At 53.0% G+C, this 21320-nt stretch carries 16 protein-coding genes and 1 riboswitch; of the genes, 6 read left to right on the forward strand and 10 right to left on the reverse strand.

Annotated elements, in window-relative coordinates; translation table 11 throughout:
- Nucleotides 1-105: 105 nt before the first annotated feature.
- Nucleotides 106-1026, forward strand: coding sequence for a LysR family transcriptional regulator (locus PJE062_RS23075; protein ID WP_008552476.1), 921 nt, complete (start codon nucleotides 106-108; stop codon nucleotides 1024-1026).
- A gap of 119 nt (nucleotides 1027-1145) precedes the next feature.
- Here the strand turns inward: PJE062_RS23075 and PJE062_RS23080 are convergent, their stop codons facing one another.
- The 3 genes from PJE062_RS23080 to PJE062_RS23090 all read right to left on the reverse strand — a co-directional run bounded on the left by PJE062_RS23080 (nucleotide 1146) and on the right by PJE062_RS23090 (nucleotide 3297).
- On the reverse strand, nucleotides 1146-1457 hold the full coding sequence (locus tag PJE062_RS23080) for a hypothetical protein (protein ID WP_008552349.1): 312 nt from the start codon (nucleotides 1455-1457) through the stop codon (nucleotides 1146-1148).
- Nucleotides 1458-1705: 248 nt separating this feature from the next.
- Entirely contained in the window at nucleotides 1706-2920 is a 1215-nt protein-coding gene (locus PJE062_RS23085; protein ID WP_008552385.1) for an HlyD family secretion protein, read from the reverse strand.
- Nucleotides 2917-3297 carry a hypothetical protein gene (locus PJE062_RS23090; protein ID WP_157039311.1) on the reverse strand — a complete coding sequence of 127 codons (381 nt, stop codon included), beginning with the start codon at nucleotides 3295-3297 and terminating at the stop codon, nucleotides 2917-2919. Before PJE062_RS23090 ends, PJE062_RS23085 begins: the two co-directional genes overlap by 4 nt.
- Nucleotides 3298-3489: 192 nt before the next feature.
- Between PJE062_RS23090 and PJE062_RS23095 the strand changes: the two genes are divergently transcribed.
- Nucleotides 3490-4497, forward strand: a complete 1008-nt coding sequence (locus PJE062_RS23095; RefSeq protein WP_208982451.1) for an AraC family transcriptional regulator — start codon at nucleotides 3490-3492, stop codon at nucleotides 4495-4497.
- A gap of 14 nt (nucleotides 4498-4511) precedes the next feature.
- Here PJE062_RS23095 and PJE062_RS23100 read toward each other — a convergent pair whose 3' ends face one another.
- From PJE062_RS23100 to thiB, 4 genes are all read right to left on the reverse strand, one after another.
- Nucleotides 4512-5492: a glutathione S-transferase family protein gene (locus PJE062_RS23100; RefSeq protein ID WP_008552303.1), complete on the reverse strand. Its 981-nt coding sequence runs from the start codon at nucleotides 5490-5492 to the stop codon at nucleotides 4512-4514.
- A 159-nt stretch (nucleotides 5493-5651) separates the two neighbouring features.
- Entirely contained in the window at nucleotides 5652-6344 is a 693-nt protein-coding gene (locus PJE062_RS23105) for an ATP-binding cassette domain-containing protein (RefSeq protein ID WP_008552494.1), read from the reverse strand.
- Complete coding sequence (locus PJE062_RS23110) at nucleotides 6331-7878, reverse strand: thiamine/thiamine pyrophosphate ABC transporter permease ThiP (protein ID WP_198136901.1); 1548 nt, start codon at nucleotides 7876-7878, stop codon at nucleotides 6331-6333. The genes PJE062_RS23105 and PJE062_RS23110 overlap by 14 nt, the downstream gene beginning before the upstream one ends.
- On the reverse strand, nucleotides 7854-8846 hold the full coding sequence (gene thiB, locus PJE062_RS23115) for a thiamine ABC transporter substrate binding subunit (protein WP_208982452.1): 993 nt from the start codon (nucleotides 8844-8846) through the stop codon (nucleotides 7854-7856). The genes PJE062_RS23110 and thiB overlap by 25 nt, the downstream gene beginning before the upstream one ends.
- Nucleotides 8847-8867: 21 nt before the next feature.
- A riboswitch (TPP riboswitch) is annotated at nucleotides 8868-8974 on the reverse strand.
- Nucleotides 8975-9226: 252 nt separating this feature from the next.
- Between thiB and PJE062_RS23125 the strand changes: the two genes are divergently transcribed.
- The 4 genes from PJE062_RS23125 to cueR all read left to right on the forward strand — a co-directional run bounded on the left by PJE062_RS23125 (nucleotide 9227) and on the right by cueR (nucleotide 16942).
- The gene (locus tag PJE062_RS23125; protein WP_008552387.1) at nucleotides 9227-10735 is read left to right on the forward strand and encodes an efflux RND transporter periplasmic adaptor subunit; all 1509 of its coding nucleotides are present in this window, start codon (nucleotides 9227-9229) and stop codon (nucleotides 10733-10735) included.
- A complete protein-coding gene (locus tag PJE062_RS23130) occupies nucleotides 10732-13914 on the forward strand; it encodes an efflux RND transporter permease subunit (protein ID WP_008552331.1) in 3183 nt (1060 codons plus the stop codon). Before PJE062_RS23125 ends, PJE062_RS23130 begins: the two co-directional genes overlap by 4 nt.
- Nucleotides 13915-14069: 155 nt before the next feature.
- Nucleotides 14070-16529, forward strand: coding sequence for a heavy metal translocating P-type ATPase (locus PJE062_RS23135; protein ID WP_198136902.1), 2460 nt, complete (start codon nucleotides 14070-14072; stop codon nucleotides 16527-16529).
- 17 nt (nucleotides 16530-16546) lie between these two features.
- Entirely contained in the window at nucleotides 16547-16942 is a 396-nt protein-coding gene (gene cueR, locus PJE062_RS23140; protein ID WP_008552458.1) for a Cu(I)-responsive transcriptional regulator, read from the forward strand.
- 173 nt (nucleotides 16943-17115) lie between these two features.
- On the opposite strand, the gene PJE062_RS23145 is transcribed toward cueR, so the two are convergent.
- From PJE062_RS23145 to PJE062_RS23155, 3 genes are all read right to left on the reverse strand, one after another.
- Entirely contained in the window at nucleotides 17116-18561 is a 1446-nt protein-coding gene (locus PJE062_RS23145) for a carbon starvation protein A (protein WP_008552384.1), read from the reverse strand.
- 181 nt (nucleotides 18562-18742) lie between these two features.
- On the reverse strand, nucleotides 18743-19453 hold the full coding sequence (gene btsR / locus PJE062_RS23150; RefSeq protein WP_008552302.1) for a two-component system response regulator BtsR: 711 nt from the start codon (nucleotides 19451-19453) through the stop codon (nucleotides 18743-18745).
- Entirely contained in the window at nucleotides 19450-21132 is a 1683-nt protein-coding gene (locus PJE062_RS23155) for a sensor histidine kinase (protein ID WP_008552482.1), read from the reverse strand. Before PJE062_RS23155 ends, btsR begins: the two co-directional genes overlap by 4 nt.
- Nucleotides 21133-21320 lie beyond the last annotated feature (188 nt).

Here is a 21320-nt window from a genome sequence, read left to right on the forward strand (position 1 = left end):
GTGTCCTCTGCTTCTTTAGAGAACCTAGTCCGTTTCCTGATTTGTGATAATCTGCTATTCGAGAAACTATTTGGTGAGAAAAAGAGAACGCTGAGGCTCAAGCGAATGGATCAGATAAGCGCTTTACCTGTCTTCGTGATGGTCGTGGAACATCAAGGCTTTGCAGCCGCCGCACGCGAGCTGGGTGTCTCAAAATCTGCTGTCAGTAAGAGAATTACTCTTTTAGAAGAGCATCTTGGCGCACGTCTTTTAAACCGTTCAACCCGCAACATCAGCCTGACGGAAGCGGGAGAACTCTACTACGCCCGTGCTGTCGATGCTCTGGAAGCCGCGAAAGAGGCTGAGAGTGCTGTCGCTCAAATGCAGGGCAAGCCAAAGGGGCGGCTTAAAATCAATGTCCCCATGACCTTTGGCCGACTCCACATCGCGCCATTGATACCTAAGTTTCTGAAATTAAATCCAGAAATCAGTATAGATATGATTATGGATGACCGGACAATTGATCTGGTCGACGGTGGCTTCGATCTCGCAATCAGGGGAGGGCGCTTAAAGGATTCATCCCTCATCGCTAGAAAAATAACTCCATGCTTCAATGTGTTAGCCGCATCTCCTCAGTACCTTGAGGAACATGGCACACCAGCAACGCCGCAAGACCTACAGAACCATAACTGCCTTCACTACGCCTACTTCAGTGACCAACATGAATGGACACTGGAGGACCCCCAAGGCCAAGTAAGAGTAGAAACTTCAGGTAATTACCAGGTCAACAACGGAGACGCTCTCACAACAGCAGTCCTCGGTGGCTGCGGTATCGGTCGCCTGACAACCTTCGCAGCAGGAGAGTATCTAAGATCCGGAGCCCTGACCCAAGTCCTGCCCAACTACACTCTCCCAACCCAAACCATGTACGCCGTCTACCCCAACCGCAAATACCTCCCCACCAAAACCCGGGTCTTCATAAACTTCATCTCCGAACAAATCGGCAGCGACCGGCCTTACTGGGATGAGGGGCTGTTTGAAAAATAGCTAATGTACAAAAGCAAATCTCAAACACGAAAAAAGGCCTCTCGTGGTGAGAGGCCTTTTGTGGTTGGGCTTCCATGATGTCAGGACGGTGGGACATCTGGGAGGGACGGTAATCTCCCTTATGGATTTACAACCACATAAACTGTTTTGCCGTCTTCGGTGATGGCCTGATAATACGTGCCGGCGCAGTTGTAGTAGCCGTTGTATGGGATACAACCTGCGATGTTGTGGCGGCGGTTAACCCTGCGGGATGTGCGGCGTGCAGTCCGGCGAGCGGCGTTTTGTGAGGCCGTCTGGGCATTGGCTTCGCTCACCTTAAAGGAGATTGGTGAGATGGACTTGGTGCCCGGTTGAGACGGTCTTGGGTTATAGTCAACTGTGTAACCAACGGAGAGAGCGACTGCTGCGATTGTCAGGGCTTTAACGTTCATTTTTCTTCTTCTTTTTTGCTTGGGTGGTCCCGAGAGGCTCTCTGCGCTTTGGGGTTCTCTGCAAAGAACCTCTCGTATGGGACCGTGGGTTTTGATGAAGAGAACGGGTTACTCAGATTGCCAGTTAGGGCTGCTCTCTTCTGTGATACTCCCGAGCGGAACCAGTCCGGATCCATGTCTGCTTGATCGGTTTGCTTTCCGTCTTCGGGAGAAACTTGATTGTTTTGAGTTTGTTAGCTTGTTTGCTCTTAGTGAGCAGATCCTGCCAGACCAATTCCCATCGCCAGGCCGAGCCATGCTTTGACACGCAGACCGACTGCTTTGATAACGCCGAGGGCTGAGATCACGTGGGATGTAAAACCGCCTGCCATGTCACCTTTCAGGTCTGTTGTGTAGGCTTGCACAATGCATCCGCTGCCAGGAACCAGATACTTCTGGTGTTCGGGGTAAACCAGATCGAGGTGAGCGACGACCTGACCACGTTTTGCGCGTTCTCCCGGTTCCATCAGTCTTCCGGAAGGAGCCATCTGACCGGCGGAGATTGACTTCTGGATCCGTGTGATCCGGGCTGGCAGAACAGTGTGGTACATTGCGATGTTGAAGTTGCTCTCACAAGCGATCTCAGCTGCCATGCCTTCGTAAAGTTCGGTGCGAGACACCTGGGAGAAACCTGCAACCACTCGGGAGCCTTCCTTCTGGGTCCGGTCCGGGATGATCACCATCGCCGGGGCCATTGCGGCCTGAGCTGCTCGTGCTCCGACATGCAGGGTAACTTGCTCAACCACACCATCTACCAGACTGTAAACTCGTGTCTTTTTCAGTTCGATCTCGGCCTGCTCAAGAGTAGCCTTTGCGCTGGCCAGTTGAGATGGCAGTGTGGAGTACGCCTGCACTTTTGCCGCTTCCAGTTTTGCCTTTGCTGCTTTCACATCAGCAACGCTGGTGTCTCGCTGAGAGATGGCACGTTCCAATCGGGCACGCTGGAAGGCTGCGGAGTTTTTCATCTTAAGCTCTTCATGGTCAGCCAGTGTCATTTCAGCCTGATTGAGGCCAGTTTTGGCGGCGTCCAAGGCTGCATCTGCTGTTTCCACTTCCAGATGCGCTGCTTTGATAGCGCTTTTGATTTCGTCAATCTTGCGGTTTGCATGATCAACCTTGGCCTGTTCCATCGCACTTTCCGTGCTGAACAGAGGGTCGCCAACTTTGACGCGGTCACCACCTGTCACGAAGACTTCAGTGACTGTTCCGCCGTTTTCAGCAACAACCGGAACCGTTTTGAAGGGCACGATGCCTGTGAACGACTTTGGGTAGTAGTAGAACACCGCAAAGAAGACGGCGAGAGCCATGAACACCCACAAAACCAAAGCATAGTGCACGTTGTACAAGGTGACCGGGATCCCCTTCCAGCGCAGGTACCAGACCCGCAGGACGAAGGGAAAAGAAGTAACAAGAAGCTCAATCATTTTTCCGCCTCCTGCATCTTCGGGTTCCACCACAGCATGAAATCACGTGCGATTGCTGTGAGGATCAGCGCAGTTGGAAGCAGAATGCTGAAGTGAGACAAGGCTGGCATCACTTCATAAGCAAGGGCCACGGTCAGCATCACCGGCACTGTGGTGCGAAGCGGTGTTCCCTTTGCTTTGTGTTCCGCATAGCGGTCAAAGCGGGAGTAAAGATGCACGACCAAAAGAAAGGCCAGAAAGAAAACGACAATGCTGACAATGGAGTAACTGTCAGATTCTCCTGGTGGAACCCACCAGCGTGGTTCACCGCCTGCCGCTGAGGCTTGCGTAGTGAATGCGCCCATTACCATGACGCTTGAAAGGATGATCGACTTCACGGTGAATGTCCTTTGCTTCGTTTAGAAAGCTACCGTCCTAGGCAGCACCGTTTGTTGATGTTCGTAAATTAACGTATGAGCAAAGGACGTTCTTTAGAGTTCTGGTCATCGGTTTTTGATTTCTGGACATTTGAGAGGCTAATCGACGCAAAGAACGTTGAAACGCCCCTCTCAAACAGAGTGGAAGTCGCCATGACACGCATCAGCGCCTATCGATTGCGCCATGCAGCTCAGGTTTATGGGCAAGAACCCGCCGCCGCTTTGGGCTTTGATAAAATCCTTGAAGCTGTCGGCGTCGCACCCGACGTTTTGGCGGACGCCAATGGACGGGTCGATCTGCAGCGCGAAGCTGCGGCATTGGAAACAGCCTGCGATGCCTTGCAAGATCCAACCTTCGCCGCACGCGCCGGTTTAGCCTCTCCGGGGGCAAAGACATTGCTGGCATACTTGGCGCAGGCCAGTGACAATGTGGGGCAAGTGTTTCGGTTCGCGCAGCGCTTTTATGCGCTGGAAGATCCTGACCTGAGTTTTGAGCTGGATGGCGATGAACATCACCCAACCATATGCCTGAAGAGCGATATCATCGGCGCTCACCAGTTTCCAAGGCACCGGGAGTTTCTGGTGTTTGGCCTGCTCAAACGTACGGAACAGATTGCTGGTCCCGGTTTCGGGCAGATGTCTGTGCTTCTGGAGTGTGATGACACCGATCACTGCGCAACACTGGCAGAACTGGCCGGATGTGAAGTCTCTTCAGCACAAAAGGCCAGCGGTATACAGCTGCCAGAGGGTGGTTTCGATTTTCCGATAGCCACTTCAGATGCCGCTTTGCGCGATCACCTTCTCAAACATGGCGAGGAACGGCTCAGCCAGATGCCGAAGAGCCGAACCGGTATGTCTGCCAAAGTGATCGAGCTCGTCCGCTCCCGTTTGCCTGGCAACTTACCAAGTGGGGATGAAGTGGCCGAAGAACTGTGCGTGACCCGCAGAACACTAACACGCAAGCTTTCTGAGGAAGGCACCAACTTCAAGTCACTGGTTGAAACAGCGCGCTGTGATCTGGCCAAGCGCCTGTTACTTGGAACCGACAGCATCGCTCAAGTCGCCTTCCTCCTCGACTTCGCCGATCAGGCCGCCTTCTCCGTCGCCTTCAAACGCTGGACCGGCGCAACCCCCGCGGTGTTCAGGAAGTCAAAGTTGTAGCTTTCGCTTGCTCCCTACTCCAGTTTTGCCCTGTCATGAGGACGACTGTAATCAACCTCTGGTCCAACTGGTACTATGCCTGTTGGGTTTATTGTTGCGTGACTGGTGTAGTAGTGGGCTTTGATGTGGTGGAGGTTGACGGTTTCGGCGATACCCGGTTGTTGGTAGAGATCCCGCAGGTAACCGGATAAGTTGGGGTAGTCTTGTATCCGCCGCAGATTGCATTTGAAGTGTCCCACATAGACAGGATCAAAACGTACCAGCGTTGTAAACAGTCGCCAGTCAACCTCGGTTATAGTTACACCAGTCAGATACCGATGTTTCGTAAGCTTGCTTTCGAGCCAGTCCAGCGTCTCGAACAAAGGATACAAAGCTTCTTCATAGGCGGCTTGTGTTGTTGCAAACCCGGCTTTGTAAACGCCATTGTTGATTGTGGTGTAGATGCGGTCATTCAATGCATCGATTTCGGCTCTCAAAGCTTTAGGGTAGTAATCGCCTGATTTCGCTCCGACACCATCAAAAGCTGAGTTGAACATCCGAATAATCTCGGAGGATTCGTTGGAGACAATCGTATTGTTCTCTTTGTCCCAAAGGACAGGGACTGTCACACGGCCTGAGTAGTCCGATTGAGCAGCGGTATAGACCTGATGCATGAACTCAGCATGGTTGATGATATCCGGCTGAACGCCTTCCCCCTCTTCGAAGGTCCATCCATTTTCAGCCATATGCCAATGGACGACGGACAATGAAATCATATCCTCAAGGCCTTTGAGGCTTCGAAAGATTAGAGTTCTGTGAGCCCATGGGCATGCGAGTGAAACGTAAAGGTGATAACGACCCGCTTCGGCTCGAAAGCCACCGGTCCCACTGGGGCCAGGTTGACCATCTGAGGTGACCCAGTTTCGAAACTGAGACTCTTTGCGCTCAAATCGTCCGCCCGCTTTAGAGGTGTCATACCAACGATCAACCCAGCGTCCATCCTGAAGCAAACCCATGATTTAAACCTCTTTCCAGTTGAAAAACCAAAGCGTAGCGCACGCAAAACCGGAACTCAGTCCGGACCGTACACGTACTGCTTGAGAGATAAAATCAGAAATACCAAAAGGACGCCAATCACGCTTTCGCGTGTGGCTGATGAGTTCTAGAACGAAGAGCTATCCCAAATACTCCTTCAAGGCCGGTGGCGGATTGTCCAGGAGTTGTGTGGTTTTGGCAGGGGGATGGACGGTGCCGCCTGCAACCAACATGGCTTGGTTAGTTATGCGGCGGGCGTCTTGTGGATCGTGGCTGACCATCAAGAGCGTAGTGCCTGTCTCTGCTGCTAGCTCTGCGACCAGATCCAGCATTTCGGCTTTCAAGGCCGGGCCGAGCGCTGCGAAGGGCTCATCAAGCAGAAGCAGATCACGGTGTTGTACAAGCACACGGGCGAGCGCAACGCGACTTTGTTGACCACCAGACAATTCAGCTGGCTTGCGCGTTCCCATTCCAGCAAGACCAACCCGCTCCAGTGCGGCTTCGACTTGAGCCTGCTCTGCTTTTGAGAGTTTACCACTTGGACGCAAACCAAGTGCTGCGTTCTGCTCAGCTGTGAGGTGCGGAAAGAGGTTACCATCCTGAAACAACATCGCGATTGGGCGCTTGCCCGGTGCCAGTTCTGTCAGGTTCTGCCCCTTCCATGAGACGTGCCCCTTTGAGAGCTGGCGGAAACCGGCAATCGCTTCCAGCAGGGTTGATTTGCCTGCACCGGAGGGGCCAATCACGGCAACACTGCTGCCAGCTTCTATGCTGACATCTGCGTGCAGCTGAAAAGCACCATTGGCGATAATGCAAGACTCAAGCTTCAGCATGCCAGCGTCCTCCTCGGTCTAAGAGCCAGAATAAAGACATGGAAAGCACCAGCAACAACAGTGCGCCACCTGCCGCCGCTCCCATCTTGTAAGCACCCATGAGGCGATAGATCTGCAAAGGCAGTGTTGCAATCTCAGGATCAGCAAAAAGAGCAATCACACCCAGATCGCCCATGGAAAGCGCAGCAGCGAGGCCTGCAGCAAAGCCAATCTGAGGCCTCATGCGCGGAATGAAGACATGCGTGAAGAACACCCAGCCTTCCATGTTCAAAGACAGTGCCAGACGTCCATGACGGGAAACAGTATCCTTTGCAGCTGGAACCAGAATGCGCAGGGCGAACGGCAGGGCCATGGCTGCGTTAACCAGCGCAGTGACAGGTAACGCGAGATCTGTTGGGTTTGCCCAGGGGCGGATGATGATGAACAGCCCTGTGCCGATCACCAATGGAGAAGCAGCAAGGCCAAGGATGCCCGCAAGTTCTACAGGGCTGTGCCTTCTAACAGCAATGGCTGCAGCCATCGGCAACGCAAGCAACAACAGAATGATTGTGCTGGCTGAAGCAACGCCTACCGAGATCAATGCGGATTTGATCACTATGAACGGCAGAGAAAAAAGACCTGCGACACCAGAAAGCGCAACAGCGCTGAGTGGCAGAAGCAGGAAGACAGCGGCGAGTATGATCCAGAAACTATCGATGATAGGCGCACCACCATCCCAGCGCTGGATGGCTCTGTCTAATCCCGCACCAAAGCCTTCACCTTGGGAAAGCTTCAGAGCTGCAAAGGCTGCTGCGGCTGTCAGCGCCAATTGCAGGGCAGAGAGAAGTGCTGCACGTCCAAGGTCAAAATCATAGGTAAAGGCCTGATAAATCGCCAATTCAATCGTCGTAGCGCGGGGACCTCCACCAAGGGTGAGTGCAACGGCAAAACTAGTGAGACAAATAGCAAAAATCACGGCAAGTGCGCCGGGAAGAATGCGCTTGAGCATGGGAAGCTCGATCAGGCAGAACAAAGACCAGCCGTCACACCCCAACTGAGCCGCAAGGCGAAAACGCTCCGATGGCACCTCTTGCCATCCCTGCAATATGAGGCGCGTTGCCAATGGCAGGTTGAAGAACACATGAGCCAGCACAACACCGTGCAGGCCATAGATACGGATGGGAGATGCACCGAAATAAACCAGTACTTCTGATATCCAACCGGAACGTCCAAACACCTGTAACAGGCCAAGAATGGCGACAATAACCGGAAGGATAAACGGGGCGCCAAGCAAGGCGATCAACAGGCTGCGGCCCTTAAACCGGCGGCGTGCCAGCGCGCGTGCAACAGGCACCGCCAACCCTACGCTGATCACGGCTGAAAGCACGGCTTGTGTGAGCGTAAACTTAAGTGCCGCCCAGTCTGACAAAGAAAAACCATGCCCGGCTTCGGCACGCAGCGCAACAGCAGCCAGCGTGCCAAGAATGAGTGCCGCGACGAGCAATGCCGCGGCAACTCCGGGAAGCGAGCTTACTGGCTGAGCGCTTCGAGCCATTCCGGCAGAGCCTCACGTCGTGCAGCAACTGCATCTTTAGGTGCAAGCAGCAAAGCCTTTTCAGGTGTTTGCAAGGTTTCGAAACCTGCTGGAAGACCGCTTGCAGGTGTAACTGCCGGGTACATCCAGTTGGTTGTTGGAATGATGCTCTGGAAAGCGTCAGAAACCATGAAGTTCAGGAACTTGTCTGCCAGCTCCGGCTGATCGGTACCTGCAAGTTTCGCTGCCACTTCCACCTGCATGTAATGGCCTTCATCAAATGCAGCGGTGGTTTTGCTGTCATCTTCTTCGGCAATCAGATGATAAGCCGGAGACGTGGTGTAGCTGAGCACCATGTCCGCTTCCCCATCAAGGAAGAGACCATAGGCTTCAGACCAGCCTTTGGTAACAGTCACGATATTGTCGGAAAGCCCTGCCCAGATATCTGCAGCTTCGTCACCATAAGCAGATTTCACCCAAAGCAGCAAGCCAAGGCCCGGAGTGGAGGAGCGTGGATCCTGAATGAGGATTTTGGTGTCGCTCTCAGCCAACTCACGGAAATTGGAAGGAACCGTTGCGCCCTTCTTATGCACAAAAGCGAAATAGCCCCAGTCGTAAGGCACAAAGGTCTCATCTGCCCAGTCCACCGGCAGAGTGTACTTCGCTTCAACGGCATGCGGTGCAAACAGACCGGTCTTTTTGGCTGTCTCAATCAGATTGGTATCCAGCCCCAGAACAACATCTGCATCGGTGTTGTTGCCTTCAAGACGAAGGCGGGAAAGCAGCGCTGCGCCATCTTCAACACCAACTAGGTTCAGATCACATTCGCAGATCGCTTCAAATGCTTCTTCCACTTTAGGGCCTGGGCCCCAGTCGGAAACGAAGCTGTCATAGGTGTAAACGGTGAGTTCTGGTTTTTCGGCAGCCATTGCCGATGTTGCAGTGAGTAATCCCGCAGCAATTAACAGATGTTTCAAGTCATCCTCCATTGCGGCGAGAGGGCAAGGATGGATGAAACCGGTACCCTTCCCTCCGCCGGTTCTAGCCGGTTCAGGTTCAACGGGTTCGCCAATCTGGCATCTCAGCACGACAAAAGCGCGCACCCCGAGGTCAAGCGGTTCTTAACTGGAAAAGAAGAGCAGCGCAACTGTAAGCAGCAAGTTGAAGAGCTAACAAAATTGAGATTAACAAGAACACTTGACCTTCCAGTAACTGGAACGATTATCATGTTCGGCTCTAAGCTGTTTTGTGCTGCGTTATGTCAGCAAAAAGCGGCGTAATGGTGAGGGCTTGGAGTGGTGTTGGTGTTTTCGGATGCTGGCGGGTTGCTTCAGGTTGGACCCGTGATTGGTAGAGCAGGACAGGACCGATGCGTAGTAAGTACGCTGTTGTGGTTGGGTTTGCGGTTGTTGCGAGTGTCTCGGCTGGGCTTGGAATTTTTCTTGGCAGTTCAGTAGATTGGACTTCGGGAAGTTCTGGTGGCACTGACAAAGAGATACTGTATTGGGTTGCGCCTATGGATCCGAACTTCCGGCGCGATGAACCCGGTAAGTCTCCCATGGGTATGGATCTCATCCCTGTTTATGCTGGCGAGGAAACGCAGCCAAATGGGACTGGTGTGACGCTTTCACCGAGTGTCATCAATACGATTGGTGTCCGTACAGCGATTGCCAGTGTGGAGCCGATTTCTCAGAAAATCGAAAGCGTTGGCTTTGTTGGCTATGATGAGCACCGTTCCAGTCAGGTTCATCTGCGGACCGAAGGATGGATCCAGAAACTCAACATTCGCGCGGTCGGTGATCCCGTTGAAAAGGGAGACCTGCTTTTTACTGTCTACGCACCGGAAGTGACGGTTGCCAGTGCTGATCTGATCAGAGCGGTGCGAGGAGGTGATAGAGCCGCTGAGCAAAACATCCGTATCCAGCTTCAGAACTACGGTATCGATACCGCTCAGATTGATCAGATGGCCCGGGCTAGCAAGCCTGCGGATGTCTTCAAGGTTTTTGCGCCGCAATCGGGTGTGGTGACCACACTGGAAGCAGCGGATGGCATGTACCTACAGCCAGATTCCATTGCCTTGACGCTTGCAGACCTGTCTTCTGTCTGGCTGATGGTGGATGTGTTTGAGCAGGATATTGCCCGGTTAAGCCCGAACAGCGAAGTGCTGGCCAGCTTTGAGCATTTGCCCGGAAAAGTGCTGGATGGACGGATTGACTACATCTATCCGGAGCTGGACTCTGTCACCCGTACACTGCCTGTTCGGCTGCATTTCGATAACTCCAAGGGCTTCTTACGTCCCAACATGTTTGGCCGCGTCACGATCATTCCTTCTGAAACGCGAAATGCAATCACCATTCCCACCAGCGCATTGATCCGCACAGGTATGTCTGAACGGGTAATCCTGCAAACGGAGGAAGGCACCTTTCAGCCCCGTATCGTGACCCCCGGTTTGACCGGTAGTTTTGGTGAAGGCAGCCGGACAGAGATCCTGCAAGGTCTGCAGGCTGGCGATGAAGTTGTTACTTCAGCGCAGTTCCTGATCGACAGTGAAAGCTCACTTTCTGCGGGAATGGAACGGATGTCACCGGCGCAAGGTGCTCCCATCTGGTCTGAAGGGACAGTGACCCGCGTTGATCCGGAGGCCAACGCTATCACCATCCGTCACGCGGTGATCAAAGAGCTGGACTGGCCAGAGATGGAAACCACTTTTGCGGTTCGTGGCAATCTGGACGAGTTTGATGTGTCTGCGAGTAAACAAGTTGAGTTTGCTATCACGCGAGACTCAGACAAACGCTTCAGCCTTGTCGAGATGCACGAGAGTGGAGAAAAGCTCTCCAAATCAGCACCAGCTGAACCGGTGGGGGCCGATGACAAATGATTGGCTCCATAATCCGCGCTTCCATCAAGAACCGTGTGATCGTTCTGATGGCAGCAGTGATGCTGACACTTGGTGGCATCTGGGCACTGAAGGAAACACCCGTTGATGCGATTCCGGACCTTTCCGATGTTCAGGTGATCATCAAGACCCCTTATGACGGTCAGGCTCCTCAGGTTATTGAAGATCAAGTAACCTATCCAATCGCTACAGCCATGTTGTCTGTGCCGGATGTGATCGATGTGCGCGGGTTTTCGTTTTATGGCGATTCCTACGTTTACGTAGTGTTCAAAGACAGCACTGATCTTTACTGGGCGCGCAGCCGGGTGCTGGAGTATCTGGCTCAGGTGGGCGCCAAACTGCCGGATGGAGTAACGCCTGAACTTGGACCGGATGCGACGGGTGTGGGCTGGATCTATCAGTATGCGTTGATCGACCGAACCGGTAATCATGATCTAGCGCAGCTCCGCTCCTTGCAGGATTGGTGGCTGAAGTTTGAGCTTCAAACCGTGAGCGGTGTCTCTGAAGTGGCAACCATTGGCGGCATGGTCAAGCAGTATCAGGTTGTTGTTGATCCCAATAAACTGCGTGCCTATGGCGTGACACTGCCGGAGCTGATGAGCACGATTGAGAACGCAAACCGTGAGACCAGCGGTAGCGTTATCGAGATGGCAGAGGCGGAGTATATGGTCCGCGCCACTGGTTACATCCAGTCCATTGAAGACCTGAAGGAAATTCCGATCAAAGTGAATGAACGGGGCGCGGCTCTTACGCTTGAGGATGTGGCCGAAATTCGCCTTGGTCCGCAAATGCGTCGAGGCGTGGCAGACCTGAATGGTGAGGGTGACTCCGTTGGTGCCGTCGTGATTATGCGCTGGGGCGAGAATCCGCTGCGCACCATTGAGGGTGTGACGGCAAAGCTGAATGAGCTGAAGCCCAACTTGCCGGAAGGTGTTGAGATCGTCACCACTTATGATCGCTCCGGTGTGATTGAACGGGCCATTGATAACCTGACCCAAAAGCTTACCGAAGAGTTCCTGGTGGTGGTTCTGGTCTGTGCGATCTTCCTGCTGCATCTCAGATCGTCATTGGTGATCCTGATCTCATTACCACTGGGCATCCTGACAGCATTGCTCGTGATGCGATTGCAGGGTGTGAATGCAAACATCATGTCTCTAGGCGGGATCGCCATTGCGATTGGGGCCATGGTGGATGCGGCGATTGTGATGATCGAAGCGATGCACCGGCGACTTGAGAAGGAACCAGACCCCGACAAGAACCGCTGGAAAGTGGTTGCGGAGTGCTGCTCGGAGGTTGGGCCAGCCTTGTTCTACTCGCTTGCGATTATCACCATCAGCTTCCTGCCGGTATTTGTGCTGGAAGCGCAGGAGGGACGTTTATTCAAACCGCTGGCCTTCACCAAGACCTATGCCATGGCAGCGGCAACGATTTTGAGTATCACTCTGGTGCCGGTGCTGATGGGTTACTTTGTACGAGGACGCATTCACCCAGAGGCCAAAAACCCGGTGAACCGTTTCTGCATCGCACTGTATCGGCCAGCCCTTTCGCTGGTCATCACGTGGCCAAAGACAACAATCGTGTTTGCGCTGGTTCTGGTGGCATCCATTCTTGTGCCGCTAAACAGGATTGGAACGGAGTTCATGCCGGAGCTGAAGGAAGGAGACTTCCTTTACATGCCCTCGCTTTACACTGGTGTTTCCATCGGCAAGGCGCGGGAAGTACTTCAGCAAACTGACCGCATGATCATGCAGGTGCCTGAAGTGCAAACGGTCCATGGCAAGCTGGGGCGAGCTGAAACCGCAACGGACCCAGCGCCTTTGACCATGTTTGAAACCACTATCCAGCTGAAACCGCAGGACCAGTGGCGAGAAGGTATGACACTTGAAAAGATACGGCAAGAACTGGACAAGTCCGTGCAGGTGCCTGGCCTGACCAACGTTTGGATTCAGCCCATCAAGAACCGTATCGACATGCTGGCGACGGGCATGAAAACACCGGTAGGCGTGAAGGTGTCTGGGCCTGACTTGCAGGTCATTCAGGACATCTCAGTAGAGATTGAAGGTCTTGTCAAAGGTGTAGAGGGAACGCTGTCGGCTTATGCGGAACGCCCCAAAGGCGCGCGGTTTATCGAGATTGATATCAACCGAAATGCAGCAGCCCGTTACATGCTGAATATCAAGGACGTTCAGGATGTGGTGCAAACCGCAATTGGCGGTATGGATATTTCTGAGAGTGTTGAAGGGCTGGAGCGTTACCCCATCAACTTGCGCTATCCGCAGGATTGGCGGAGCACGCCAGAACAACTGGAGAAGCTGCCGGTTGTGACGCCGTCTGGCGCACACATTCCACTTGGTGCTGTATCTGACGTGAAGATCGTCGACGGCCCGGGTATGATCCGCTCGGAAAATGCACGGCCAACGGGGTTTGTGTTCATTGATATCGAAGGCCGTGATCTGGGTGGCTACGTAAGTGAAGCCCAGCAACTGGTCGCCTCGAATGTGCAGATCCCGGCTGGCTATTCAATCACTTGGTCAGGGCAGTATGAGTATATCGAGCGGGTGCAGGAACGTTTGCAGCTGGTTGCACCAGTTACACTTCTGATTATTACTTTGATGTTGTTCCTTGCCTTCAACCGAGTGGGAGAAGTTGCAATCATTCTCACTTCGCTGCCAGTCGCGCTTACCGGAGGCATCTGGTTTGTCTACGCTTTGGGCTTTGATCTGTCAATTGCGGTGTTGGTGGGCTTTATTGCGCTTGCAGGTGTGGCCGTGGAAACAGCCATTGTGATGCTGCTTTATCTCAACCTCTCCTGGGACAAGCGCATCGAGACGGCTCAGGCAACACATCAACAGCTGACCACTAAAGACATATTGGAGTCTGTTGTCGAAGGAGCTTTGTTGCGGTTACGCCCCAAAGTGATGACGGTCGCAGCCATCTTCGCAGGCCTGGTTCCCATCATGCTTGGCAGTGCTACGGGTTCAGAGATCATGAAGCGGATCGCAGCTCCAATGGTGGGCGGGATGATCACCGCAACGCTGCTTACGCTTTTTGTTATCCCGGCAATCTATGTGCTTTGGAAGAAGGCACGATTGGCTACCTTGAATAAGAGAATAGAAGCAGCGCCCATCTCTGATGAGCCAATAAAAACAAAGGGTAAGTGAGAGAGTTCCACCTCCCTCACTGAATACTGCTGCCAGGAAAAGGTCGACCTTCAAAGGTGATCAAACTCTTTCCATCTAATTGTAGTTTTCTTGCTTGACCTTCCAGTGACTGGAAGCCTTAGAGTGCGCTCAAGAGACAATGAAATGGTGAAGTTATGTCCCACAGTTCAACACTGAAAATGCAAATTGAAGGCATGAATTGCGCCTCTTGCGTCGGTCGTGTCGAGAAAGCACTCAAGAGCATCTCGGGTGTCATCAACGCTTCCGTCAATCTGGCGACGGAGAGCGTGCAGGTAAACTATGATGACAGCCTCACACCCAAGGATGTGGCGAATGCGCTGCAAGAGGCTGGCTACCCAGCCGTTTCAGAAAGCATCACATTTGGTGTCTCCAATCTGAACTGTGCCTCCTGTGTTGGCCGTGCAGAAAAAGCACTGAGAGCCGGTGATGGCGTTCTGGAAGCGAATGTCAATTTAGCCACCGAAAGTGCAACCGTTCGTTATGCCGTGGGTGCGACAACACCAGCCACTATTGCTGAGCTCGTCACAGCCGCAGGCTATCCAGCCACACTGGAAAAGACTGAGCCGACTGAGACTGCTCACCGTAAAACCGATGAAATCCGTCAGCTCAAAAACAAGACGCTTCTGGCCGCTGTTCTGGCTCTTCCGGTCTTCCTCATTGAGATGGGTAGCCACTTCATTCCAGGCGTTCATATGCTTGTTGCGGATACGCTTGGCATGCAGAACAGCTACTATCTGCAGTTTATCCTGACCACGATTGTGTTGTTCGGTCCGGGCCGTCAGTTTTACACCAAGGGCTTTCCATATCTCTTCAAAGGTGCACCAGATATGAACTCTCTGGTGGCTCTGGGAACAGCTGCGGCCTATGTATTCTCTCTGGTTTCAACCTTCACGCCTCAGGTGCTTCCGGCTGGAACGGTCAACGTTTACTATGAAGCCGCGGCTGTGATCGTCGTCCTCATTCTTCTGGGCCGTTTTCTGGAAGCCCGTGCCAAAGGGCGAACAGGGGAAGCCATTCAAAAACTCATCGGCATGCAGGCTAAAACTGCACGCGTTGAACGCAATGGCGTGGTAAGCGAAGTTCCTATTGAAGAGATCATTGTTGGTGACGTCATTCAGGTGCGTCCCGGCGAGAAAATTGCTGTCGATGGTACTGTTGTCTCCGGTTCCTCGTTCGTCGATGAGAGCATGATCACCGGTGAACCGATCCCGGTAGAGAAGGCATCTGGTGATGAAGTAGTCGGTGCGACGATCAACGGCACAGGTGCGCTCAGCGTGCAGGCCAGTAAAGTGGGTAATGACACGGTTCTTTCCCAGATCATTCAGATGGTGGAACAGGCGCAGGGCGCAAAGCTGCCAATTCAGGGATTGGTTGACAAAATCACGTCTTGGTTCGTTCCTGCAGTTATCACCATCGCAATTCTAACTGTTGGTGTCTGGTTCCTGTTTGGTCCTGACCCAGCCCTCAGTCTGGCACTGGTGGCTGGTGTTGCCGTGCTGATCATCGCATGTCCTTGTGCCATGGGCCTTGCAACGCCAACCTCCATTATGGTCGGCACCGGCAGAGCTGCAGAACTCGGAGTTCTGTTCCGCAAAGGCGACGCCTTGCAAATGCTTCAGGAAACCGGCGTGGTTGCATTGGACAAGACCGGTACCCTGACCGCTGGTCATCCGGAACTGACTGACATCATCCTGCGTGATGGCCTTGAAGAGAACGATGTCTTGCGACTGGTTGCTGCCGTGGAGCAGAACTCAGAACATCCAATCGCAAAAGCAATTGTTCAGGCCGCTGAGGAGCGTGATATCTCCCTGCCAAAACCAGAGAGCTTCAACTCCCTAACAGGCTTCGGTGTAAGTGCAGTGGTTCAGGGCCGTGATGTTCTTGTTGGTGCAGATCGCCTGATGGAACGTGAAAACATCTCGCTGGAACAGCTCTCTGTTGAAGGCACCGTTTTGGCAACTCGCGGAAAAACCCCGCTTTACGTTGCACTCGATGGCGAGATTGCTGCAGTGATTGCTGTGGCAGACCCCATCAAACAAACAACGCCAGATGCAATCAAAGCCCTGCATGCTTTAGGCCTCAAGGTGGTGATGATCACGGGTGATAACCAGAAAACCGCCAATGCCATTGCTAATGAACTGGGTATCGACAGCGTGGTTGCTGAGGTTCTGCCTGATGGCAAAGTGCGCGCGCTGGAAGATCTGCGCAAGAACGCCGCTGGCAAGCTGGCCTTTGTCGGAGATGGCATCAATGATGCCCCAGCCCTGGCTGCTGCCGATGTAGGCATCGCAATTGGCACAGGCACCGACGTCGCGATTGAGGCAGCTGATGTTGTGCTCATGGCTGGTGATCTGAACGGTGTAGTCAATGCCTTCCACATCAGCCAGCAGACCATGCGTAACATCCGGCAGAACCTATTCTGGGCCTTCAGCTATAACACCCTGCTGATCCCGGTGGCTGCAGGTGTGCTATACCCATTTGGTGGACCACTGCTGTCTCCGGTTCTGGCCGCCGGTGCCATGGCTCTGTCCAGCGTGTTTGTCTTGACCAACGCTTTGCGGTTACGCTGGATCAAAGCGGCTACGACGCACTAACAAGGGATGATACTAGCATGAACATTGGCGAAGTAGCAGAACGCTCCGGCATCCCAACCAAGACTATTCGTTATTATGAAGACATTGGCTTCCTTCATCCCAAACGGAATGAAAACGGGTACCGCATCTTTGAAGATACTGAGCTTCACAAGCTGACATTCATTGGCCGCGCCCGCTCCCTGGGCTTCAACATCGAAGAGTGCCGGGCCTTACTGGCACTCTATGAAGACAAAGACCGCGGCAGTGCAGATGTGAAAAAAATCGCGCAGCAACACGTACAGGAAATCGAAGACAAAATCGCCGACCTCATCGCCATGCGCGACACCCTAACCCACCTCATCAACGCCTGCGCCGGCGACCACCGGCCCGACTGCCCGATCCTGGATAACCTGAGTGATGGGAAGGGGGAGTAGCGGAGGTAAAATAGAGCTGAACATTTTCAGTAATTTACCTTTTTCGAAGTACTAAATTATGCTTGTCTAACTTAGTTATAAGCTCGCCGAAATTAAGTTGATGAAACACAACAAAAACAGCGCAAAGACTGGGATCTTTGCGCTGTTTTGTGGCTTGGGCGAGAGGAGGGGAGTTACTCGCCAGGCTCAAGCATGTCTTCGTGATCGACGACTTTACCTTTCACCTTCATCCAGACTGCAGAGGCAACCAGCAGGGCGGTGATGATGCCGCCGATGGTGGAGACAGTCATTGGTAGACCGAAACCAAGCTTACTGGAGTTCAGAATGAACGTCACAACTACGGTGGTCATGAAGGTTGCCGGAATGGTGCAGATCCAGTGCAGCTTGTTATGGCGCAGCAGGTAAGCAGCTGCGGTCCACAGCATCAGAGCAGCGGTCGCCTGGTTGGCAACGCCGAAGTAACGCCAGATCACACCGAAATCGACCTGAGTGAGAATAGCGCCGCCAACGAACAATGGCAGAGCCAGCATCAGGCGCTTAGGCAGCTTTGTCTGAGGCATGTTGAACAGCTCTGCAAGGATCAGACGGGCTGAGCGGAAGGCGGTATCACCGGAAGTGATCGGCAGGACAATCACACCAAGTACGGCAAGGAAACCACCAAACGCACCCAGAAGTCCGTTAGAAGCCTCATACACGAGGTTTGCAGGGTTACCACCCATGCCTTCGGCAAGGCCTTCAACACCGCCGAAGAAGGACAGTGCAATTGCACACCAGATGATTGCAATAACACCTTCACCAATCATCGCACCGTAGAATACGAAACGACCGTTTTGCTCGTTCTCCATGCAACGCGCCATCAATGGAGACTGAGTGGCGTGGAAGCCGGAGATTGCACCACAGGCAATGGTGATGAACAGAGCTGGCCACAAAGGCATGTCATTCGGGTTCAGGTTCTGGAAGAAGTCACCAGCTTCTACACCCGGTAGCATGGAATGCTCGCTGGAAACCATCAGAGCAACAGTCAGACCGATGGACATAAACAGCAGCAGCGCGCCGAAGAATGGGTAGAAGCGACCGATGATCTTGTCGACCGGAACAATGGTTGCCACCAGATAGTAAGCGAAGATGCAAACCAGGAAGATGGTGACGTCAAGACCAGTCAGACGGCCCAGCAGGCCAGCAGGAGCGGAGACGAACACAACGCCAACAAGCAGCAGCAGAACAATCGCGAAGATGTTCATGAAGTGCTTTGCACCGTTGCCGAGATACTTGCCGGTAAGGTTAGGAACGGACTGTCCTTTGTTGCGCACAGACAGCATGCCGGAGAAGTAGTCGTGTACGGCGCCTGCAAAGATACAGCCGCAAACGATCCAGAGCATTGCAGCCGGACCATAAAGTGCACCAAGGATCGGGCCAAAGATCGGGCCAACACCAGCAATGTTCAGCAGTTGAACCAGATAGACTTTCTTGGTGGACATAGGCACATAATCGACACCGTCAGTATGTGCGTGGGCAGGTGTCTGGCGAGACGGCTTAATCCCGAAAACCTTCTCGACAAACATGCCATAGATAAAATAGCCGCCAAACAGCAGGCCAATACTCAAGAGAAACCAGGACATCTTTCTTCCTCCACAAATCTCTGGGGGCGATTAGACTGGTTTCAAGGGGCAGGTGCTGAGGTTTCAGCTAAGCGGCAGCAGGGGCCGGGTGAGCGGTATTTAAGACAAATAAGCGGTTAACCGGAATGCAAAAGCTTCACGCAAAATTGAACTGAAGCTTAAGCTAAGTGTATATACGCACTCATGAATATCCGAAATGTTGTTTCAGGCTCTTAAGATAGCGGCGTGAAACGGGGATCTTGGTTCCGCTGTGCGTCACCACTTCTGCTCCGGTCTCTTGCAGTACGATTTCTGAGATTGCATCTGGTGAGACAAGGTACTGGCGGTGACAACGAGCCAGAGAAGTTCGCTGCTCCAACACTTTCAAAGTCAGATGGGTATGCACATAACACTCAGCGGTCGCCACATGGATGCCCGACAAGTCACTGAAGACATACTCAACGGCATGAACCGGAACAACTTTGAGCTTGTTACCCAGATAGCACGGCAGGTGCTGCAGCTCTTGTGGAATGATCTCTTCCATCAACTGCGGACGAAGATCAGAACGCACACGGCTTAGTGTTTTGGCCAGCCGTTCTTCTTCGATGGGCTTCAGCAGATAATCAAAAGCATGATGTTCAAAGGCTTTGATCGCATACTCGTCATAAGCCGTGGAGAAAACAATACGCGGCATGGTTTCCGGATCCAGCATACCAATCATTTCCATGCCGGAGATCCGTGGCATCTGAATGTCCAGAAACACCAGTTGCGGCTTGTGCTTGTTGATGAAACCGAGCGCATCAATAGCATTGCTGCATTCGCCCGTGACCTCAATGTCATCGGCTTTGGAAAGCAAGTCTTTCAGCTCTTCCCGGGCATATGGTTCATCATCAACAATCAGACAACTAATCATTGGGCTGCCTCCAGAACTGGTGCGGGAAGGCTGATGGAAACCCGGGTAAATGCCTCCTCTTCCCATTCAATATGCAGGCCAAACTCCTCACCCCACTGCTTTTTCAGGCGTTTATCAACCAAGGTCACGCCCAGCCCTTCGCGATTTTTGGGTGGAATGTAAAGCCCGGCGTCATCTTCCACCTGCAGCTCCACCTGTCCATCAAGCAAAGCACCACTTATGCGAACACGGCCACCTTCAACACTCTGAGAAATGCCATGCTTAATGGCGTTTTCAATAAGAGGCTGAAGGGTGAATGCAGGGATTTTGAGGGATAGCAGCTCTGTTGGAACATCCACCTCAACCGCCAGCTTGTCAGGAAAACGCGCTTTCTCAATCGCCAGATATGCATCCACATGATCAAGCTCTTCGCCCAAAGTGACAAGGCCTGAGGTCCGCTTTAGGTTGATGCGCAAAAACTTAGAGAGCTGCAACAGCAGCCCACGCGCCTTCTCTGCATCTCGTTTAGTGATGATCGCAATCGTGTTGAGGGTGTTGAACAGGAAGTGCGGGTTCACCTGTGCCTGTAAAAGCTTCAGCTCAGCATGGGTCAAAAGGCTCTGCTTCTCTTCCAGCTCACCATAAAGGATCTGATTGGACAGCAACTTGGCGATCCCTTCGCCCAGTGTGCGGTTGATGTTCAGGAATAGTTTGTTCTTCTGCTCATAGAGCTTGATCGTTCCAATCACTTCCGTGTCGCTGTGTAGCGGAATAACAAGGCATGACCCCAACTTGCAGGTAGGCGAGAGGGAGCAGCCATAAGGCTCTTCAACCCCATCCGCGTACATCACTTTGTTCTGCTCGATAGCATCCAGCGTCAGGCGGGAGGATATCTCCGTTCCGGGCTTGTGATGGTCAGACCCGATTCCAATAAAGGCGAGCAGCTTGGTCCGGTCTGTAATGGCGACCGCACCCACATTGGTCTCGTCCTTTACGATCTGCGCAACTTTGCTGCCGGAAACTTCATTGAGGCCCTTCGCCAACACACCAACACACCGCTCGGCAATCTTCAGTGCCTGGCTCGAAAACGCTGAAGACAGCTTGTCGAACATGGTCTTCTGATCGCGCACAATGCTCATGAAGAAGGCTGCGCCAAGAGAATTCACGAGCAGCATAGGCGGAGCAATCTGCTCCACAAGCGCCAAAGCCTGATCAAACGGGCGTGCCACAATCAGGATGATAAGCATCTGCACGACCTCAGCCACAAAAGTAAGGCCGAACACAAACATCGGGCGGAATAACAAAGCGCGCTTGTTGTGCGTCCGCAGGTAAAAGGCCGTCATGCCAGCCAGCAAACCTTCGGAGGTCGTGGAGATGGCGCAGGCAAGATCTGTAAATCCGCCAAACCCATAACGATGCAAGCCACCTGTGAGACCAATCAGAAAGCCCGTAACTGGCCCTCCCAACAGGCCTCCCAAAACCGCCCCCATGGCACGCGTGTTAGCAATGGCGCCATCAACCTGCTCACCAAACGTTGTTGCAATCACGCAAAAACCGGAGAACACAAGGTAGATGAGAACCTTGTGGGGCAGGCGAGGAGCGTCTTCAGTGAAGATCTTAAACAGCGGCGTTTTGCTGACCATGTAAACGATCACCAAATACACACACATTTGCTGCAGCAGATGAAGAATAAGTGCCATTTGCGGGCTTTATTATTGTTTGTTGGATGCGCCCCGAAGTGTACCGCGAAGCCCTAAGATTTCAATCCACCTACCAAACCCAGCCCCCAAACGCACGAGTTTTCTAAAATTTTGATATGTTTGAGGTATTATACATAAATCCCACCAACCCCACCCAAACGCGCGCAAATGTCGCGAGGGGGAGATGG

Source organism: Pseudovibrio sp. JE062, assembly GCF_000156235.1.
Taxonomy (GTDB): Bacteria; Pseudomonadota; Alphaproteobacteria; order Rhizobiales; family Stappiaceae; genus Pseudovibrio.

Excerpts from the sequence above, each read along its gene's own strand:
- PJE062_RS23075 (WP_008552476.1), top strand. The coding sequence starts at position 106 with ATGGATCAGATAAGCGCTTTACCTGTCTTCGTGATGGTCGTGGAACAT.
- PJE062_RS23080 (WP_008552349.1), bottom strand. The coding sequence starts at position 1,457 with ATGAACGTTAAAGCCCTGACAATCGCAGCAGTCGCTCTCTCCGTTGGT.
- PJE062_RS23085 (WP_008552385.1), bottom strand. The coding sequence starts at position 2,920 with ATGATTGAGCTTCTTGTTACTTCTTTTCCCTTCGTCCTGCGGGTCTGG.
- PJE062_RS23095 (WP_208982451.1), top strand. The coding sequence starts at position 3,490 with ATGACACGCATCAGCGCCTATCGATTGCGCCATGCAGCTCAGGTTTAT.
- PJE062_RS23100 (WP_008552303.1), bottom strand. The coding sequence starts at position 5,492 with ATGGGTTTGCTTCAGGATGGACGCTGGGTTGATCGTTGGTATGACACC.
- PJE062_RS23105 (WP_008552494.1), bottom strand. The coding sequence starts at position 6,344 with ATGCTGAAGCTTGAGTCTTGCATTATCGCCAATGGTGCTTTTCAGCTG.
- PJE062_RS23110 (WP_198136901.1), bottom strand. The coding sequence starts at position 7,878 with ATGGCTCGAAGCGCTCAGCCAGTAAGCTCGCTTCCCGGAGTTGCCGCG.
- thiB (WP_208982452.1), bottom strand. The coding sequence starts at position 8,846 with ATGGAGGATGACTTGAAACATCTGTTAATTGCTGCGGGATTACTCACT.
- PJE062_RS23125 (WP_008552387.1), top strand. The coding sequence starts at position 9,227 with ATGCGTAGTAAGTACGCTGTTGTGGTTGGGTTTGCGGTTGTTGCGAGT.
- PJE062_RS23130 (WP_008552331.1), top strand. The coding sequence starts at position 10,732 with ATGATTGGCTCCATAATCCGCGCTTCCATCAAGAACCGTGTGATCGTT.
- PJE062_RS23135 (WP_198136902.1), top strand. The coding sequence starts at position 14,070 with ATGTCCCACAGTTCAACACTGAAAATGCAAATTGAAGGCATGAATTGC.
- cueR (WP_008552458.1), top strand. The coding sequence starts at position 16,547 with ATGAACATTGGCGAAGTAGCAGAACGCTCCGGCATCCCAACCAAGACT.
- PJE062_RS23145 (WP_008552384.1), bottom strand. The coding sequence starts at position 18,561 with ATGTCCTGGTTTCTCTTGAGTATTGGCCTGCTGTTTGGCGGCTATTTT.
- btsR (WP_008552302.1), bottom strand. The coding sequence starts at position 19,453 with ATGATTAGTTGTCTGATTGTTGATGATGAACCATATGCCCGGGAAGAG.
- PJE062_RS23155 (WP_008552482.1), bottom strand. The coding sequence starts at position 21,132 with ATGGCACTTATTCTTCATCTGCTGCAGCAAATGTGTGTGTATTTGGTG.